Below are 17591 nucleotides of genomic sequence, written 5' to 3'. Positions count from 1 at the left end.
ATGCTAGTAGGATGTTAATAGTGCGTCGGTCCTAATGGTTTAAGTTTTTTAAACCGGTAAATTTATCAACCCATGAAATGCTGGAGTACAATGATGAAGTTAAATTTCTTAACTGGTGTTATGGCATTAACTTGCCTATCATTAGACGTGTCGGCACAATGTGCGCCGGATACTCGTATTAATGAATTGCAGGATCTGCTTCCAGGTAATACGGTATGTGCTACAAGAGACGGAGATAGGTGGCAGGAAGAGCACAGAGGTGTTTCTGGGGAATCAACTGGCCAGCTTTGGGACTATAAAATGGGTCCTGTCCATCCTGTTGATCCCAGTAAACAGCTTGGCACATGGGCGATCGGAGGCCAAGCAAACAGTCAGGTGACTTATACCTACACTGCATTTGGCGATCCGGAGATTTATACCTTCGAAGTACACCAACCTAACTCTGGTGTTAATAGCTACAACTTTTGTGGTATTGGTGTAGCCGAAAATATTATTGGTGCCACCATACAAGATGGCGCTAATTGTCCTTGAAGAATAAAACTATGCTTGCATGTATTTAGCTGCCAAGTTTCAATCAAAAAATCAAAGTCGCTCCCGGTCGAATAATTCCCAAGATCTCGAATGCTTGTAATGAGGCATCCAGCGTTAAAGGCTTAATCGATTCGTCGCTTAGGCCTAATGCCTCCCACGCTTCCGGCAGGTAGGTCGGGTTGAAGTCTTCGAAGTCATAGGTTTTTACCGAGCAAGGCTCGATACTCGCGGCGATTTTAGCCGCCACATGCAGAATGCAAGCATCTTGAAGGATATCGGTTGCGTTCATCGGATTGGTTTGGGCGGCGACCAATTGCCAAATGCTGCTCGGTAATTTCCATTCCTTCAATAATTCGGCGCCGAGTTCGGCATAGGTAAAACCGAAAATTCGTTGTTCGGCTTCGGTGACCGCATCCTCGCCTCGGTCTTTAAAAGTCAAGGCTTCGCCGGCTTTTTCCGGAAACTGGCTAAACAAGATCAACTTGCCAATGCTATTCAATAAACCGGCGATGAAAAAACGTTCATGTTCCTTTCTCTTGCATTGTTCTGCCAATAGTCGGGCCAATACGCCGCTAGTAATGCTGTGATACCAAAATGTCTCCATGTCGACCAAGTCTTTCGGAATGTCCTGAAAGGTCGATGCCACCGAAGTCGCGATGACTATATTTCGTAATTCTTGCCGACCGATCATCGAAATCGCACGAGAAACCGTATCGACCTTCCCCGAAAATCCGTAGTAGGCGCTATTCACCAATTTTAACAATTGGGCCGTCAATGCCGGATCGTGAACGATGATTTCTTCCAATTGATCGTTGCTGGCTTTATCGGAGCTTAGCAGTTCATTGACGCGCAATGCAACATCCGGCAAGGTATATAAAGAACCGACTTTTTCGATCAATGACTTAGGTACCATATTGCACTCTCGAAATTTGTTTTTAAAGTGGTGATAAGTATAGGTGTTCTAGTAAATTGTGCGTAATTATTCACCCCATAAGCGCCAACTTAGTGCCTATTCTATGGTGCGTTTATGGAAGTGGTGCTACGCATTGCCATCCGTGGCCCTGGATTCCGCCAATCCCTGGTGGAATGACGCGTTCCTTCCTTAAGTTGGCGCTTATGATTATTCCCCCCTTTTTTATAGCATAAGTATCTACACGTCTTTATCATTTAATATCATGCTGTTATAAAGATTCTTCTGGTTTTTTATGAAAATAGGGACTAAAAATTGAAGTTTTTAATCTACTTTTTTTCCTAGGTTACAGAAAATAGCTTAACTAATTGTTTTATAAAGCTGAAAAATTGTGTAGATACTTATGCCTTTATAGTGGGTAGGCTGGAGGATGACCACCAGCTCCCGTTGCCGCAAGAAGGTTAAATCCCTCTATTTACCATCGTGTCTCTTTCAGACAATGGGCGGCTCCGCCTAGATTGCCCTCGGGCCAGATGTCCAGCACGTAACTATTCGGCTAACCGATTGATTGGCTTGATTAGGGGTTGGCCAAATATTTATGCTTTCTAGGAGGTAGGTTATTGTTTCTATGGCGATCTCGGTACGGGGATCTTGACTGATAGGGAAGATAGTACAACGGGTAAGCCGGCATTCTATATTGATTCTCTAATGCTTCGGCCTGCCTTAGTTCGGCTAAGGCTTGTTGACGTTGCGCTTCCGCGCTGCGTTTCAGCGCCTCAACCGCTTCGATGCGATGCTGTTCCTGGCGCTGCATTCTTTCGGCTTCCAGTCTTTCGGCATTTTGCTTATCCCGTTCCATTTGCCAAATGGCGAGTCTTCTTTCGGCCTCGGCCAATTGGCGAGGGTCGGTGGGTTCTATCGGTACTTTTTCTTGTTGCGCATCGGATGAGCAAGGTTTGCCTTGGTAAGTGATTTTTCCTGATGATGTGATACATTTAAAAACATCGGCATCAACAGTTGGGCTTAGGGCTATCAAAAGCAAAAGGAATGCTATTATTGTCATTGCGTAACATTTTTTAAGCACAAGGTTACAAATATAGACCCAATATGTTTAGCTTGGTTCTTTGATTTTTTCCTATCAATAGGCTTAACTTAATTCAATCGCCTTTTGACCGGTTTGATCGGCTGCCGGCTGTTCTTTGGTATTAACCCTTCTCATATTTCTCATGCCGATACATTCTTCGGGCCCATCCTTTTTACGCCATCTTTTTCCACTGCTGATATCGAGTCTCGTTTTGCTGCTTTCGCTCGGAGCGACCTTCGGGGTTTGGAAAAACGCTGAAGCAGACCTTGAACGCAATTTGAAAATCGATTTCGATTTTAGGGTTAGGGAGATTATAGACCGTATCGAGCAGCGTATGGCAGCTTACGAGCAAGTTTTATTGGGCGTAAAAGGATTGTTCATGTCTTCCGATCATGTCGACCGAAACGAATTTCGTATCTATGTGGATACGCTGAAAATCGATCGGAATTTTCCCGGTATTCAAGGTATCGGTTTTTCGGTGGTTGTGCCGAGTCATGACAAAGATAAGCATATCGCCGATATTCGCAATCAAGGGTTCCCGGACTATTCGATTCGACCGGAAGGCGAGCGTGATATTTATAGTTCGATTTTATACCTTGAGCCGTTCGTTGATCGCAATCTTCGAGCCTTTGGTTACGATATGTATTCCGAGCCGGTCCGCAGAAAAGCGATGGCCGATTCGCGCGATCTGAGTCAAACACGCATTTCCGGTAAAGTCATATTGGTTCAGGAAACCGATGAAGCTGTGCAAGCCGGTTTTTTGATGTATTTGCCGTTATTCCGCGATAACGTAACCTATGAGTCTGTCGAGGAACGGCGGAGCAATATCGTTGCCTGGATCTATGCGCCGTTTCGCATGGATGATTTCATGGCGGGGGTTGGCGGAGAACGCGCATCCGACTTGAATCTGGAGATATTCGACGGCGTTACGATGACCGAGGAGGCGAGAATGCATAGTAGCTCGTCCGAGGCTTTGTCGAGTCTTTACTATCTAAATACGATACGAACGATCGACATCGATGGCCATGCTTGGACTTTAGCCGTGAGTCCGGGGGCGAGCTTCAAACAACGGATTAGCCTAGATAAACCGCGATACATAGCCGCTGCGGGGGCAACGCTGAGTGTGTTGTTGGCGACAATCATTTGGCAATTGGCGTCCGGGCGCGCTAGAGCGCTGGCGTTGGCAACCGAGATGACTCGTGAGCTACGCGAGAGCGAGGCACGCTTTCGGCAAATGGCCGATTCGGCGCCGGTATTGATTTGGATTTCCGGGGCTGACAGCCGCTGTTTTTGGTTCAATAAGGTTTGGCTAGATTTTACGGGGCGAACCCTAGATCAAGAAAAGGATAACGGCTGGCTGGAAGGCGTCCATCCTGACGATAGACAGCGCTGTATCGATTGTTATCTAGATCATTTCAATCGCCGCGAACCGTTTCGTATGGAATATCGCTTAAGGCGCTTCGACGGCGACTATCGATGGATCGACGATCATGGCGTGCCGCGCGTTGATGACCATGGAAATTTTTCCGGTTACATCGGTTCTTGTACCGACATCACCGAGCGTAGGCAGGTGGAAACGATACTACGAACCCATTCCGAGGCTTTGACGCGCTCGAATGCCGATCTCGAGCAATTTGCCTACAGTGTCTCCCATGATATGCGGCAACCGCTTAGGACGATTGCCGGACATTTGCATTTGCTGGAGCTCGGTTTGGCTGAGCAATTGGACGAAGACAACAAGGAGAACTTGGCCTTTGCGCTCGACGGCGCCAAACGTATGGATGCGATGATCGTTTCGTTACTCGACTATTCCCGTGTCGGCCGTAAGACCGAGCCTAAAATTTGCATGGAAACCCGCGAGTCCTTGAATGAAGCATTGAAATTTTTAGAGGTGGAAATCGAAGAGAAGCGTGCCGATGTCGTCGTGCAGGGCGATTGGCCGGTATTGTCCGCGAGCCGGGATGAATTGACACGCTTGTTGCAAAATTTGATCGCCAATGCCATTAAGTATCATGATAGCGAAGAGGTGCCGCATGTAACCGTGGTTTCAACCGAGCACGCGGGGATATGGAGAGTACGCATTGCCGATAACGGCATCGGGATCGACCCCAAACAAATCGATAAATTGTTTCAATTTTTTAGCCGTTTGCAGTCTCGGGCGCGCTTCGACGGAAACGGCATGGGCTTGGCCTTGTGTCGGCGCATTGTCGAGCATCATGGCGGTCGCATCTGGGCCGAGTCGGAAGGGGAAGGCAAAGGCAGCACGTTTGTTTTTGAAATTCCATTGGCGCAGAATAATGCATCCGATTAGTTTTTCAGCGAACGCGCCATGAATCAGAGCAACAATGGGACTTATCGAAAACTACGCCGCACCGTGACGCTGGGCGTATGCGGCATTCTGTTACTGTTTGCACTGTTCATCGTCTATGTTGTCAGGAATGAACGTATCAATCGACTTCATGGCTTGGCAGCCCATGCTTCCGCCGCGACCAGCGTTAACGAGGTTTTGCTATCTCGTGTCCTGGTCGATATCGATCGATTTTTGCTGAAAACACGATTATTGCTGAAGCAGGGTAAGGCCGATGAATCGTTGCCAGGTTCATTGCAGGGCGAATTGGCCGCCAATCCCGAGTTAGTGGATTTGTTAATTGTCGATCGCGATGGTGTCGTCAGTCATTGGACCGGGGCCGGCGATAAGCCGGTAGTTCATGATCACCCATCTTACACCTATCATTTTAATCGTTCTGAAGATCACCTGTTTGTGAGTCCTCCAATGCCTTCATCGATAAGCGAAGGGGAGTATGAGGTCTCATTCAGTAGGCCTTATTTCGATGATGAACAACATTTTGCCGGAACGGTGGTTGCGGTTGTTTCGATTGATCGCTTGGCCGAAATTTTTGCCGGTATTGAACGTGCGCCGGGGTCGACTTTGGTCGTGATGAATAATGATAATCAGGTGTGGTTTCGTAACCCGCGCGTACCCGGCGATTCCGGCACTCGATTGCGTGAAGTGCTGAAACCTTATCGGGATAAAAGACAACGGTCGGGTAGGGTGATATCGCCATTTGACGGTAAGGCGTATTGGGTTGTCGAAAAGCGCATGGCCGATTTTCCTCTGCGAATATTGACGTCCGCCGAAATGACTTCGGTGATGGCCGCCGAGCGCGCCATGATTGCTTGGGCGATAGCGCTGTTTTTAGTCGTCTCGTCAGTGTTGTTCGTATTGTTGTATCTGATACGGCGACAGATGGACGATTTAGAGCGGGGCGAGAATGCTTTACAGAAAAGTCACGATCTATTAACGAAATTGTCCAAGCAGGTTCCCGGCGTTATTTATCAATTTCGATTATTTCCCGATGGTCGATCCTGTTATCCTTTCGCGAGTTGCGGTATCGAAGACATATACGAAGTCACCCCGGAACAGGTGCGCGAGGATGCCGCTTTGACCATCGCGAGAATACATCCCGAAGACCGGAATAACGTGATATCTTCGGTCTGGGAGTCGGCTGCCGCGATGACAGCATGGCATCAAGAATATCGTGTGATGTTACCCAAGCAAGGTTTGCGTTGGCTTCGGGGGGAAAGCCGGCCGGAACGGCTTGAAGATAACAGTGTGTTATGGCACGGCTTCATTACCGATATCACCGAGCGAAAACTTTACGAGCTAGCCGCTCAAGAGTTAAACCGCGATTTTAATACCTTTCTCGACAACACGTCGGATTATGTGTATTTCAAGGATCAAGACAGTCGTATTCGCTTTTGCAGTAAACCATTGGCGACGGTTTCCGGTTACGACAATTGGCTGGAATTAGTCGGTAAACACGATTCGGAAATTTTTCAGGAAGATATCGCGCGTATCTATTTTGAAGAGGAACAACCGATTTTTAAGGATGGGAATCCGTTGATCAATAAGATTGATCCTTACTATGATTTGCATGGACAGCTCCGCTGGGTCAATACCAATAAATGGCCGGTATTCGACTGCGACGGCAAGACGGTTGTCGGTTTGTTCGGCATTAGCCGCGACGTGACCGAACAGAAACGAATCGAAGAAGAATTGCGCCGGTCCAATGTCGATCTCGAGCAATTCGCCTATAGCGTGTCACACGATATGCGCCAGCCTTTACGCATGATCACAGGTCATCTGCAATTATTGGAACGCGCTTTGCGCGACACCTTGGATGAAGAAAGCAGAACCAATATGGCTTTTGCGCTCGATGGGGCCAGACGCATGGATGCGATGATCGTTTCGTTACTGGATTATTCGCGCGTGGGGCGAAAAACCGAACCGAAGACATGGTTGGAAAGCAAAGAAGCGCTGGATGAAGCGATGGTTTTTTTACAGCCGAATATTGTCGGCACGCAGGCTGAAATCGATGTACGAGGCGAGTGGCCGACTGTTTTTGCCAGTCGCGACGAATTGAGTCGCTTGTTTCTAAACTTGATCGGTAACGCGCTTAAATATCGGGAAGCGGATATTCAGCCGCGCATCGAGATTAGTTCTGATGTCGATTCGGTTAACTGGCGGGTGTCTATTCGAGATAATGGCATCGGTATCGATCCTACGCAAATCGATCGGCTATTTCAGTTTTTCAGCCGACTTCAATTAAGATCCTGTTACGAAGGAACCGGCATGGGACTGGCATTGTGCCGTAGGATCGTCGAACATCATGGAGGAAACATTCGCGCGGAATCGCAAGTCGAGGGGTACGGAAGCACCTTTAGTTTCGAGCTCCCGATTAGCAAACCGCCGCAACAGCATACCGGGGAGTCGTTTTATGAGTAAGGCTTCGATGCCGTTGAAAGTATTGCTTGGCGTCTCGGTACTTTGGACCGCTTCGGTGGCAGGCTTCTTTTTTTGGGATAGCCATATGTCTATTTGGAACGCGCAGGAAATGGCGATCAAGGAAGCGCGCGGTCATTTCAACAAAGATGTGGCTTTGCGTAAATGGGCCGCACGCCATGGCGGCGTCTATGTTCCAGTCGATGAACGGACTCGCCCGAACCCCGCCTTATCGCATATTGCCGAACGGGATATCAGCACGCCGTCCGGAATCAAACTGACATTAATGAATCCGGCGTATTTACTCCGGCAAGTCATGAGCGAATACGAAGAGCTTTATGGCGTTAAAGGAAGGATCACCGGCTTTAAGCCTTTGAATCCCGATAATGCTCCCGATGAATGGGAGGCGGCGGCCTTGCACCAATTCGAGCGGGGCGAAACGGAAGTTTTTGAACAAGCCCTGATTAACGGCGTGCCTTATATTCGCTTGATGAGCGCCATGGTGGCCGACGAATATTGCATGAAATGCCACAGCAGGCAAGGTTACCGTGTCGGCGATGTCCTGGGAGGCGTCGGCGTCTCCGTGCCCCTGCAATCTTATCTTGAGGGGGTGGCGAGGGTCGATCCGGAAAAAGTACTATTGTTGGCAGTTATTTGGATTATGGGCTTGGCTGCTATCTATGCAATCGGATTATTAATTCGGCGACGCGTCGAGGAGCGAAAGCTCAACGAGGCTGCATTAATTAGAAAAAACCGGGAAATTGTCAGCGCGAATGCGTATCTGACTCGATTCGCCGAAATTTCAGCTCATCATTTGATGGAGCCGACCCGACGTCTGGTGAGTTATAGCCAGCGCTTGCAAGGCCGCTTAAAAACCATGCCGGATGAGGCGCGTAATGATGAGATTTATCAAGACTTGCAAGTTTTGGAACGCGATGCCGCACACTTGCGTATGTTGGTTAAGGATATTCAATTATTTTTAGCGGCTGGCGAGCCGGTCGATAAGGTTTGCATTCAGGATGTCGATGCACTGGTGTCTAGTCTACTGCAACGCTTAGAGTCTCGCCTTAAACGCGCCCATGTGCGATTACACATCGATAAATTACCTCCGGCAACATTGGATAAATCGCGGTTGATCGATCTGTTTTGGATATTGATGGACAATGCACTAAGCCATGGATTGCCTATCGATGATAACGCCGTTCCTGAAATTCATATCAGCGGGGAACGCGTCGGCAAACTCAGCCGTTACCGCATCAGCGACAACGGCCCCGGTATTCCTCTGCAATACCGGGAGAGAGTTTTTGAAATTTTCGAACGATTGACTACGACCGATACGCCCGCGGGTGCCGGTATCGGTTTACCTATCGCAAGGCGTATCGTCGAGAGCAGGCACGGCAAAATAGGATTGGAAGATTCGCCGCTTGGAGGAATAAGCGTGGTTTTCGAATTGCCTGATGATAATTAAGGCTATACCTTTCGCACTTCAAATTTCGGCAGTGCTAGAGGAGGCGCCTGGGTGTCCGGTCGATTTTCGCTCCTGCAAAATCGACATTCACGCCATCCATGGCGCTCATAAAGGCTTTGCCAGCATGGAGCTGGCATAGAGCCTACATGGACGTATTCACGGCGTCCATTGGCGGACACCCCAGGCGCCGAATTTTTATCTACGACGGGTATATGTTCAGGATAAATTATTCCGAAATTTTTACTAGCCAACCGTCTTCGCTGATGCATTTAACGATCGGCGACCTGAGCTTGACGTTGATTCTCGCATGAGTACCTTTTAATTCGGAGGGCAGTTTGCCTCGTACCACATAAAATGGGTCCTTGAATTCGGTGGTAATCGCAATCGGAATCTTTTTGACGGTGACCTCAAGATTTTCCGGTTTGTCGAATCCGAAGGCATTGAAGGTGATGTCCGATTCGGGCGCGACTTCGGCCAAATGTGCCGGCACCAGTTTATTTTTGTTGATTCTTAATTTCTGACAAGCGGAACCGCCGCCACCGCCGGCCCCATGTCCGTCATGCATACTGGAGTTGCCTTGAGCTTGGGCGTAGCCGAATTGCATTGATAGGACGCAAGCGAGCAAAGTTTTTATTATTTTCATAGTGCTTCCTTATATTTTTCTAATTTTCGAAACGCGTAAGAGCAAAGGGTAGCCTGGATATACCCATTGCACTTCAAATTTCGGCATTGACGCATGGAGGCGCCGGGGTGTTCGGTCGATTTTTGCTCCTGCAAAATCGACATTCACGCCATCCATGGCGCTCGCAAAGGCTTTGACAGCAGGGATGCCGTCACAGAGCCTACATGGACGTATTCACGGCGTCCTTTGACGGACCCCCGGCGCCGAAATTTGACCAGCAAAAGGTATAATCTTACTGCTCCTCGCTCAAGCGTTAAATATACTCAATAACGGAACCTCCGCGCACTAAATTTTTCAGAGTTTTTTAGTCTGGAATTGTTCGAGCCAGTCCAGGCTGTCGAGGGTCGGTCCGACGGGCCTGTACTCGGCACCGGTCCAACCGGAATAGCCCGAATTCCGTATCGTGTCGAACAAACGATTGAAATCGATATTTCCCGTTCCGGGTTGGCCGCGTCCGGGGGTATCGGCAAATTGAATGTGTCCGATCGTTTCGGGGTGCAGGCGAATAAAGGCTTCGGGATCTTCGTTCATCATCGATAAGTGATAAATATCGACTTGCAATAAAATATTGGGGTGATTGAGTCGTTCGAGCCAGTCGAGCATTTGCGCGCCGCTATGGATAATAAAACCCGGCATGTCGATTGTATTGATGGCTTCGAAAATCGCGCTTACGCCGAAGGGCGCGAAAGTGTCGGCAGCCAAACTCAGGTTTTCGCCGAATGTTTGTAGATAGTCGTCGAGGCGGCTCGGATTCATGCAGCGCCCGGGAAGCACGTTGACTGCTTTAGGTTGCAAAGCCTCGATATAGTCGACGGTTTGGGTCAAGGCGGCTTTAAAGCGCTCCCGTTTTTCCGGCACTGCGGCCAAGCCTTCGCCGCCTTGCAACAAATCGTCCGCATCGACATTGAACAGCACCAGTTGCAAGCCGGTTTCGTCCAGTTTGGCGCGAAGTGCATCAATGCTTTCGCTATAAGGAAACTGAATCTCGGCCGCGCTAAAACCGGCGTTTTTGGCCGCGTCGAAACGATCTAATAATGGCAGTTCGGTAAACAGCATGCTGAGATTAGCGCTGAAATTGATCATCGGGGATGTTTATCTAATGGTGAATAGGTTGCGGATAACGCAATTAATATGGGTATGGCTTTTTTAACCGCGGGCATTTTCGGTTAAATGTAAATCCTAGGGTGCGCACCGCGCACCGTTTCATCAGCTTCCGGCTAGCACAACGCTTTGAAAATGGTATGCGATTCAAATTCTAAAAGGCTTCTTAACTTGGTCAATGTGACTTCGATATCGCTGATTGTTAATTAACATTCGCGGCTTCGAATCGCGATCAGGGGATCGCTGCCACAACGGGTTTGCTAGCGCTGTGGGAGCGACGCCTACGTCGCGATTATCGAAGTCGTTAACGCTAAAATACAAATAGCCTTACCGGACGACACGGCAATCTAAGGCTTGATCGCTATGGCTCTTTCTGGTTCTAATGGTCCTTCGTGGGAACCCATTCCTTTGCTGCCGAGTCAAGACCAGTATGCATTCCCACGCTGGAGCGGAGGGAACGAGGAAAAAGGTTTTTTCATCACCGTTCGAATAGCTTAATCAACGTAGCCGGGTCTTGTTCGAGAAAGCCTTGACTGCCGTGTAATTGCATCAGTTGCGCGGCAAGGCCCGACATCGGGATGGCATTACCTTGATCGGACGCCAGATCGACCGCCATGTTCAGGTCTTTCAGTAAAGTTTTGACGCGCCATTTGACCGGTTCGAAAATTCCGTCCGCCATTTCCGGTCCGACGATTTGTAATGGTTTCGAGTCGGCGAAGCCGCCCGCCAATGCTTCGGGGATTTTAGCGGCATCGACGCCGGCCTGTTTCGCCAGAGCAATCATTTCGGCAATCACCACCACATTGCAACTGACGATCATTTGATTGCATATTTTTGCAATTTGCCCGCAGCCAACCTCTCCTAAGTGCGTCAGTTGGCGGTAGAGTGGAGCCAAAACTTTGCGCGCGGTTTCGATATCGTTATCGGTGCCTCCGGCCATGATCGCCAAACTGCCTTGTTCCGCGCCTTGCACTCCGCCGGAAACGGGCGCATCGACCCAAGTCATGCCGCAGCGTTGCTGTAATAGTTCGGCAAGCCTGCGTGTGGTTTTCGGATCGATGCTTGAGAGATCGATTAGCAGTTTTCCGGCGGAACCGGAGTTAAGAATAGATTTTTCGACGACCGAAGCCACGGCCTGCGAATCGGACAGGCATAACAAAACAACATCGGAAGCCTGGACCAATTGCTCGACCGAATCGCAGGCAAGCGCGCCCGCTTCGACGACCGGTGCCAGTTTGTCTCGGGAACGGTTCCAGATGTTGACCCGAAAGCCCGCATCGAGCAAGCGTAAAGCCATTGGTTTGCCCATCAGGCCCATGCCTATGAAGCCTAAGGTTATTTTGTGTTGCGTCATGCTTGAATGTTTTTGTTCCAATTCGTACGATGCAGTAGGGTTAAGGCTGAAGTGGTTTACTTTGCGGTAAGGAGCAAAAGCTTAATGCAATCGATCGGCGTTTGCAAAAGCTTGATGATGACTCGCGCAGAGACGTAGAGCTTAAGTTTCTCCAGCAATTCCGAATTTGGAGATCAAAAAGGGTGTGGGGTTTGCTTGGCGAGGATGTTGGCAGCAGGGAGCGGGAGAAATCTTTCCTATCAATATCAGTAGTGACATCGAAGCCGTTTATGTAAGTCTTGTCTTAAAAAATCCTCATCCTGCCAGGCGTTAACCGCTATAACATCCGGAACACGGCTACAGCTAGGCCGGCGACTGATAGAAATATACCCATCGCCCACATGGTTAGTTGCCGCATGTCGCGGTGGAGTTGTAGTATTTCCTGATGGACTTGCTCAAAACGCTTGTCGACTTGCTCGAAGCGCTTATCCATCTGCTGCATGATCATGTGCATGGTTTCGCGTAGAGCCTTAAGCTCCTCGCCCTGGTTTTTCAGCGCTTCTTCAACCCGCACCGCACCATGCGCTCGCGCAATTCGATTTCATAAACTACCGGAGGTTTGCCGAGCGATTGTTCGGCAAGCCAAACGGCTAAATGGGTTTTGATGTATTCAATATCTTCTGCAGCTAACATTCGATCACTTCCATTAGTATTCGTCTCAACCGGCATTATATGCTCGTCGTACATTTAATTTCGGTTTTCAAACCTCATATATGGACCCTTCGTTTGTTTTAAGCCAAGTCTCGGACGTGGTTCATTAGTTATAACGCCTTGAAAAGTTGCGCGGTGCGCACCCTACTAAGGACGTGAATTTTCCTCGTTCCCACCGCTCCAGCGTGGGAACGCATATTGATTTTCCAGGCGGAAACTGTTATTCAGCCCGCCCCGAACGTTTTGATTTGCTTTGGCCACGGTTTAAACGTTTAGGACGGGGTTGAAAACCCCGTCCTGCCCAGGCAAACCCCGTTCTGCCCAGGTTCTGCCTAAATGGTCATAACGGCGAGCGAGGAGCATGGGAAATATAAGCTCGGCGCTGCCGTGTGTTATCTTTATCGGGCCAATTAAGTCAATTTCTTGTATTTGATCCGGTGCGGATTGTCGGCATCGGTGCCTAAGCGGCGATGGCGGTCGGCTTCGTAATCGGCGTAATTGCCCTCAAACCAAACCACTTGACTGTCGCCTTCGAAGGCCAGCATGTGCGTCGCTATCCGGTCCAAGAACCATCTATCATGAGAAATGACCACCGCGCAGCCGGGGAAGGCCAGAAGTGCTTCTTCAAGTGCCCTCAGGGTTTCGACGTCGAGGTCGTTAGTCGGTTCGTCGAGCAGCAAGACGTTGCCGCCGCTTTTCAATAGCTTGGCCAGGTGCACTCGGTTGCGTTCGCCGCCGGACAAATCGCCGATGCGTTTTTGCTGGTCGCCGCCTTTGAAGTTAAAGCGGCCGACATAGGCGCGCGATGGCGTTTCGTATTTACCGACCGTGATGATGTCGAGACCGTCCGAAATTTCTTCCCAAACCGTTTTGTTCGGGTCTAGGTTATCGCGCATTTGATCGACATAGGCCAGTTGTACGGTTTGCCCGATGGTGACGGTGCCGGAGTCGGGTTGTTCAAATCCGGCCATCATACGGAACAGCGTCGTCTTACCGGCGCCGTTCGGGCCGATGATACCGACGATGCCGCCCGGCGGGAGTTTGAAGCTCAAGTCGTTGATCAGTAATCTATCGTCGAAGCCCTTGTTGATGTTGTCGGCATGAATCACGATATCGCCGAGGCGCGGGCCGGGCGGAATATAAATTTCTTGGGTTTCGTTACGTTTTTGCGCTTCTTGCGAAGACAGTTCTTCAAAGCGCGCCAAGCGAGCCTTGCTTTTCGCATGGCGGCCTTTCGGGTTGGAACGTACCCATTCCAATTCGGCCTTCATCGATTTCATTCGGGACGTTTCCTGGCGTTCTTCCAATTCCAGGCGTTTTTCTTTTTGTTCGAGCCAGCTCGAATAATTTCCTTCCCAAGGGATGCCTTGTCCGCGGTCCAGTTCCAGAATCCAACCGGCGACATTGTCGAGGAAGTAACGGTCATGCGTGACCGCGACTACGGTGCCGGGGTAATCGTGCAGAAAGCGTTCGAGCCATGCGACCGATTCGGCATCCAAGTGGTTGGTCGGTTCGTCGAGCAGCAGCATGTCGGGGTTGGATAGTAAGAGTCGGCATAATGCGACGCGGCGTTTTTCACCGCCCGATAGTTTCGTGACATCTGCGTCCCAATCCGGCAGGCGTAGCGCATCGGCAGCGATTTCCAGCTTACGGTCCAACTCCCAAGCACCGGCCGCTTCGATTTTGTCTTGGAGTTCGGCTTGTTCGGCCAGCAGGGCATCGAAGTCGGCGTCGAGGTCGGCGAAGGCGTTGCTGACTTCGTCGAATCGGGTCAGTATCGCTTTGATTTCAGCTACGGCTTCTTCGACGTTGCCGCGCACGGTTTTGTTCGGGTCGAGTTGCGGTTCTTGCGGCAAGTAGCCGATATGAATGCCTTTTTGCGGGATCGCTTCACCTTCGATATCTTTGTCGATTCCGGCCATGATTCGTAATAGCGTCGATTTACCCGAGCCGTTCAGGCCCAGTACGCCGATTTTGGCGCCGGGGAAGAAGGATAGCGAAATATCCTTTAGGATATATTTTTTGGGCGGGACAATTTTGCCAACCCGGTTCATTGAATATATGTATTGAGCCATTTTGTGATGGATTTCCGGTGTGTGAATGGAATGGATTGCGAGTTATTATTTCACGTTATCGCAGAATTTTTAAGTGTCGTTAAATAGACTAGTCCACGTTCGCCTTCCTTCATGACTTGTGCATGGTTCCATTCGAATATCGGCCGGCAAAGAAAGGCAAAGCGGTTCATCCACGGTTTGCAGGTTGCGACGTGCCAATCGAATTCGAGCCTTGTCGATTCGGCATTGCCCGAAATTCGGCAATGTCCCGAACCGATTAAGTCGCCTTGAACTTTCACCGCGAGGTAGCGATGCTCAATGGCGCGCGTGACGGTCAATTCAATAACTAATCGGTAGGGTAGTCTTGTTCGCCAATAAATACGCCGTTTATTATTAGGAATTTTCGATGCGCCGGACGAGATGTTTTCGACCGAATCGACATATCTCCACCAATCCGGCCAGGTTTCGGGGCGAATCAGGTAGAACCAGACGGGTTCGATCGGCGACGGAATCAGCCAGGTGGTATTTAACGAGAAGTCGGGCATAATGACGCGCTCCGCGCAATTGGAGTTAATGTCTGATGCAAGATGAATTCAGAATATACTGAAAAAATGAATTTTTCCTATAGTGTAGCGGGTAATCCGACTTGATAATGAAGTTTTAACCCACACTCGGCCACGATGAGCTTACGTTTCCAGCTAAATGTTAGAATTTTGTTTTTATTCGTCTGTATATTGTTACTAGGCGGTTCGATCGCGATTTGGCGGGCTCGGGAGGCGGTCAATGAAGAAGTCGGTTCTTCTCTAAACCTGGCATTGCAATTGGTTAAATTCGGATTTTCGAAACCGGCCTCCGCAACCATGAAGGAGTCGGATTGGATTTATTGGCTCAGCGCTTTAAGAGAAACACGCCATTTGGACATCCGCGTCCAACAACCGACCGGTGAAACGATTCAAGTGACTCGTTCGCTGCAAAGTAAAAACCAGCCCGACATGCCTCCGGCTTGGTTTGTAAATTTGGTTACCGCCGATTATTCCGAAACGCACTATCCGATCGTGATGGCCGACGGTAAAGCATTGATGCTGATCATTCAGCCGAATCCGATGGATGAAACCGTCGAGGTTTGGCACGAAACGGTCGCTTTTTTTATCACGCTTTGTCTGTTGATTGTATTGATTTTTTTGGCGGTGCATCAAACCTTACATAAAACCCTTCGCTTTATCGATACGATTGTCGACGGTCTCAAGCGCATCGAAACCGGACAATACCGGGAAATGCTGCCAGGGTTTTCGATTCAAGAATACGATAATATCGCCGGCGCGATCAATCATATGGCTGGCGTGCTCGATACGACTCGTGAGGAAAATCGTGCCTTAACGAAGCATTCGCTGCAAATTCAGGAAGAGGAGCGCCGGCGCTTGTCGCAGGAATTACACGACGAATTGGGTCAATCGTTGACGGCAATCAAGGTCATGGCAGTCACTGCGGCGCATGAAAAAGCCGATACCCGTCAAATCACCGAGTCGATAAGTCATATCTGCGATCATTTGATGGCTATCGTACGCTCGATGATGCATCAATTGCATCCTTTGATTTTGACCGAATTAGGATTGAAAGCCACGCTCGAAGATATGGTTAATCACTGGTCCGAAAGAAATCCTCGGTTGAATTTGACGATCGAGTGTCCGGACGAGTTGGATTTACTCGATCAAAATGTTGCGATACAGATATTTCGTGTCATTCAGGAATGTTTGACCAACACGATCCGTCACGCCGAGGCCAAACACGTTAAAATAGTGTTGGAAATTTTAGGCGAAGATCGGGATTGTTTGCATTTGGAGGTGGTCGATGACGGGCGCGGTTGCGATATCAATCGGATATCGTCGGGATTCGGGCTCAGAGGTATTCAAGAAAGGATTAAGTCGCTCGACGGCGAGCTGAGCGTCCGTTCGCAACCCGGTCAAGGCATGGCAGTTAGCGCAACGATACCTATTTTATGAAAAGCAAAATCAAAATTATTTTAGTCGATGATCATGCGGTTGTGCGCGCCGGGTTTCGGATGTTGCTCGGAACGCATGATACGATCGAAATTGTTGCCGAGGCCGATCGAGGGGAGCAGGCGATTCAATTGATGCAGGAACATGCGGTCGATGTCGCTGTGATGGATCTATCAATGCCCGGCTTAGGCGGGTTGGAAACGATACGGCGTATTTGTCAGCGCGACAGTAAGGCTAAAATTTTGGTGTTCAGCGTTCATGATGAACAGGTCTATGTCAATCGAGCCATTGCGGCCGGAGCTAAAGGATATATCAGTAAAAACAGCGCGGCGGCCAATCTTGCGATGGCAATAGAGCATATCGCCAATGGCGAAATTTACATCGAAGATGGGCTGCTCAAGGATCAAACCGGAAAGTCGGATGTGATGGATTACCATGCAATTATAGAGGCGTTTTCGGCCCGGGAATTCGATGTATTCCGTTTGCTTGCGAAAGGCATGACGGTACACAAAGTTGCCGAAGAGCTATGTTTGGGCTACAAAACGGTCGCCAATTACGGCACGCAAATAAGAAATAAGCTCAAAGTTTCGACGCTGGCGGAACTGGCGCACATCGCGGTGATTTTGGGCTTGATGAAAAATTGAGCGGTTCGAATTTCTTCGTTTCCACCGAGGCATCATGAAAATTCCGAACATTCAGCCGAATCGACAAAGGCCAAACGATCCGTCACACCGACAGGGATTGCCGTTATACGGTGTACAAGGACCGTACTCATGTGCCTTTAATGCTTTGCCTAGCCCCGTAGGGTACGCTATGCGTACCATGGTAACCCCTCGATGTTAATTTCATGAGCCAACCGAACCGCTAGGGCACGGCTTTGGTACGCGCAGCGTACCCTACAATTATAACGATGAGAGCTCCAGCTTGGGTAATCTGT

At 49.4% G+C, this 17591-nt stretch carries 15 protein-coding genes; 6 read left to right on the top strand and 9 right to left on the bottom strand.

The window, feature by feature from the left end:
* The first annotated feature begins 90 nt into the window (after positions 1–90).
* Positions 91–531, top strand: coding sequence for a hypothetical protein (locus tag METBU_RS25245; RefSeq protein WP_138767109.1), 441 nt, complete (start codon positions 91–93; stop codon positions 529–531).
* A gap of 43 nt (positions 532–574) precedes the next feature.
* Here the strand turns inward: METBU_RS25245 and METBU_RS0108805 are convergent, their stop codons facing one another.
* Both METBU_RS0108805 and METBU_RS0108800 read right to left on the bottom strand, forming a co-directional pair.
* A complete protein-coding gene (locus METBU_RS0108805) occupies positions 575–1444 on the bottom strand; it encodes an HDOD domain-containing protein (RefSeq protein ID WP_017840269.1) in 870 nt (289 codons plus the stop codon).
* A 574-nt stretch (positions 1445–2018) separates the two neighbouring features.
* Entirely contained in the window at positions 2019–2504 is a 486-nt protein-coding gene (locus METBU_RS0108800; protein WP_138767110.1) for a DUF4124 domain-containing protein, read from the bottom strand.
* Positions 2505–2667: 163 nt separating this feature from the next.
* On the opposite strand from METBU_RS0108800, the gene METBU_RS25240 reads away from it, so the two are divergent.
* From METBU_RS25240 to METBU_RS0108780, 3 genes are read left to right on the top strand one after another with little or no spacing between them, the layout of a single operon-like run.
* Positions 2668–4836 (top strand): CHASE domain-containing sensor histidine kinase, encoded by a 2169-nt coding sequence (locus METBU_RS25240; protein WP_017840267.1) that lies wholly within the window; start codon positions 2668–2670, stop codon positions 4834–4836.
* An 18-nt stretch (positions 4837–4854) separates the two neighbouring features.
* Positions 4855–7311, top strand: a complete 2457-nt coding sequence (locus METBU_RS25235) for an ATP-binding protein (protein ID WP_017840266.1) — start codon at positions 4855–4857, stop codon at positions 7309–7311.
* Positions 7304–8776, top strand: a complete 1473-nt coding sequence (locus METBU_RS0108780; protein WP_017840265.1) for a sensor histidine kinase — start codon at positions 7304–7306, stop codon at positions 8774–8776. The genes METBU_RS25235 and METBU_RS0108780 overlap by 8 nt, the downstream gene beginning before the upstream one ends.
* Positions 8777–9002: 226 nt before the next feature.
* Here METBU_RS0108780 and METBU_RS0108770 read toward each other — a convergent pair whose 3' ends face one another.
* The 7 genes from METBU_RS0108770 to METBU_RS0108745 all read right to left on the bottom strand — a co-directional run bounded on the left by METBU_RS0108770 (position 9003) and on the right by METBU_RS0108745 (position 15202).
* Positions 9003–9419 (bottom strand): hypothetical protein, encoded by a 417-nt coding sequence (locus METBU_RS0108770; RefSeq protein WP_017840263.1) that lies wholly within the window; start codon positions 9417–9419, stop codon positions 9003–9005.
* Positions 9420–9752: 333 nt separating this feature from the next.
* The gene (locus tag METBU_RS0108765; protein ID WP_017840262.1) at positions 9753–10541 is read right to left on the bottom strand and encodes a hydroxypyruvate isomerase family protein; all 789 of its coding nucleotides are present in this window, start codon (positions 10539–10541) and stop codon (positions 9753–9755) included.
* A gap of 496 nt (positions 10542–11037) precedes the next feature.
* On the bottom strand, positions 11038–11934 hold the full coding sequence (locus METBU_RS0108760) for an NAD(P)-dependent oxidoreductase (RefSeq protein ID WP_412768461.1): 897 nt from the start codon (positions 11932–11934) through the stop codon (positions 11038–11040).
* A 295-nt stretch (positions 11935–12229) separates the two neighbouring features.
* Positions 12230–12466 carry a hypothetical protein gene (locus tag METBU_RS27440; protein ID WP_138767111.1) on the bottom strand — a complete coding sequence of 79 codons (237 nt, stop codon included), beginning with the start codon at positions 12464–12466 and terminating at the stop codon, positions 12230–12232.
* Entirely contained in the window at positions 12445–12585 is a 141-nt protein-coding gene (locus METBU_RS28400) for a hypothetical protein (protein ID WP_201764851.1), read from the bottom strand. Before METBU_RS28400 ends, METBU_RS27440 begins: the two co-directional genes overlap by 22 nt.
* A gap of 428 nt (positions 12586–13013) precedes the next feature.
* On the bottom strand, positions 13014–14678 hold the full coding sequence (gene ettA / locus METBU_RS0108750) for an energy-dependent translational throttle protein EttA (RefSeq protein ID WP_026130114.1): 1665 nt from the start codon (positions 14676–14678) through the stop codon (positions 13014–13016).
* Positions 14679–14728: 50 nt separating this feature from the next.
* Complete coding sequence (locus METBU_RS0108745) at positions 14729–15202, bottom strand: SRPBCC family protein (protein ID WP_017840259.1); 474 nt, start codon at positions 15200–15202, stop codon at positions 14729–14731.
* A 135-nt stretch (positions 15203–15337) separates the two neighbouring features.
* On the opposite strand from METBU_RS0108745, the gene METBU_RS0108740 reads away from it, so the two are divergent.
* Complete coding sequence (locus METBU_RS0108740) at positions 15338–16657, top strand: ATP-binding protein (RefSeq protein WP_017840258.1); 1320 nt, start codon at positions 15338–15340, stop codon at positions 16655–16657.
* Complete coding sequence (locus tag METBU_RS0108735; protein WP_017840257.1) at positions 16654–17298, top strand: response regulator transcription factor; 645 nt, start codon at positions 16654–16656, stop codon at positions 17296–17298. Before METBU_RS0108740 ends, METBU_RS0108735 begins: the two co-directional genes overlap by 4 nt.
* The last annotated feature ends 293 nt before the right edge of the window (positions 17299–17591 follow it).

This window comes from Methylotuvimicrobium buryatense 5G, from assembly GCF_000341735.1.
In the GTDB taxonomy this organism is placed as follows: Bacteria; Pseudomonadota; Gammaproteobacteria; order Methylococcales; family Methylomonadaceae; genus Methylotuvimicrobium; species Methylotuvimicrobium buryatense.
This window is presented reverse-complemented; position numbering and strand designations above follow the sequence as displayed.

Excerpts from the sequence above, each read along its gene's own strand:
- METBU_RS25245 (WP_138767109.1), top strand. The coding sequence starts at position 91 with ATGATGAAGTTAAATTTCTTAACTGGTGTTATGGCATTAACTTGCCTA.
- METBU_RS0108805 (WP_017840269.1), bottom strand. The coding sequence starts at position 1,444 with ATGGTACCTAAGTCATTGATCGAAAAAGTCGGTTCTTTATATACCTTG.
- METBU_RS0108800 (WP_138767110.1), bottom strand. The coding sequence starts at position 2,504 with ATGACAATAATAGCATTCCTTTTGCTTTTGATAGCCCTAAGCCCAACT.
- METBU_RS25240 (WP_017840267.1), top strand. The coding sequence starts at position 2,668 with ATGCCGATACATTCTTCGGGCCCATCCTTTTTACGCCATCTTTTTCCA.
- METBU_RS25235 (WP_017840266.1), top strand. The coding sequence starts at position 4,855 with ATGAATCAGAGCAACAATGGGACTTATCGAAAACTACGCCGCACCGTG.
- METBU_RS0108780 (WP_017840265.1), top strand. The coding sequence starts at position 7,304 with ATGAGTAAGGCTTCGATGCCGTTGAAAGTATTGCTTGGCGTCTCGGTA.
- METBU_RS0108770 (WP_017840263.1), bottom strand. The coding sequence starts at position 9,419 with ATGAAAATAATAAAAACTTTGCTCGCTTGCGTCCTATCAATGCAATTC.
- METBU_RS0108765 (WP_017840262.1), bottom strand. The coding sequence starts at position 10,541 with ATGATCAATTTCAGCGCTAATCTCAGCATGCTGTTTACCGAACTGCCA.
- METBU_RS28400 (WP_201764851.1), bottom strand. The coding sequence starts at position 12,585 with ATGTTAGCTGCAGAAGATATTGAATACATCAAAACCCATTTAGCCGTT.
- ettA (WP_026130114.1), bottom strand. The coding sequence starts at position 14,678 with ATGGCTCAATACATATATTCAATGAACCGGGTTGGCAAAATTGTCCCG.
- METBU_RS0108745 (WP_017840259.1), bottom strand. The coding sequence starts at position 15,202 with ATGCCCGACTTCTCGTTAAATACCACCTGGCTGATTCCGTCGCCGATC.
- METBU_RS0108740 (WP_017840258.1), top strand. The coding sequence starts at position 15,338 with ATGAGCTTACGTTTCCAGCTAAATGTTAGAATTTTGTTTTTATTCGTC.
- METBU_RS0108735 (WP_017840257.1), top strand. The coding sequence starts at position 16,654 with ATGAAAAGCAAAATCAAAATTATTTTAGTCGATGATCATGCGGTTGTG.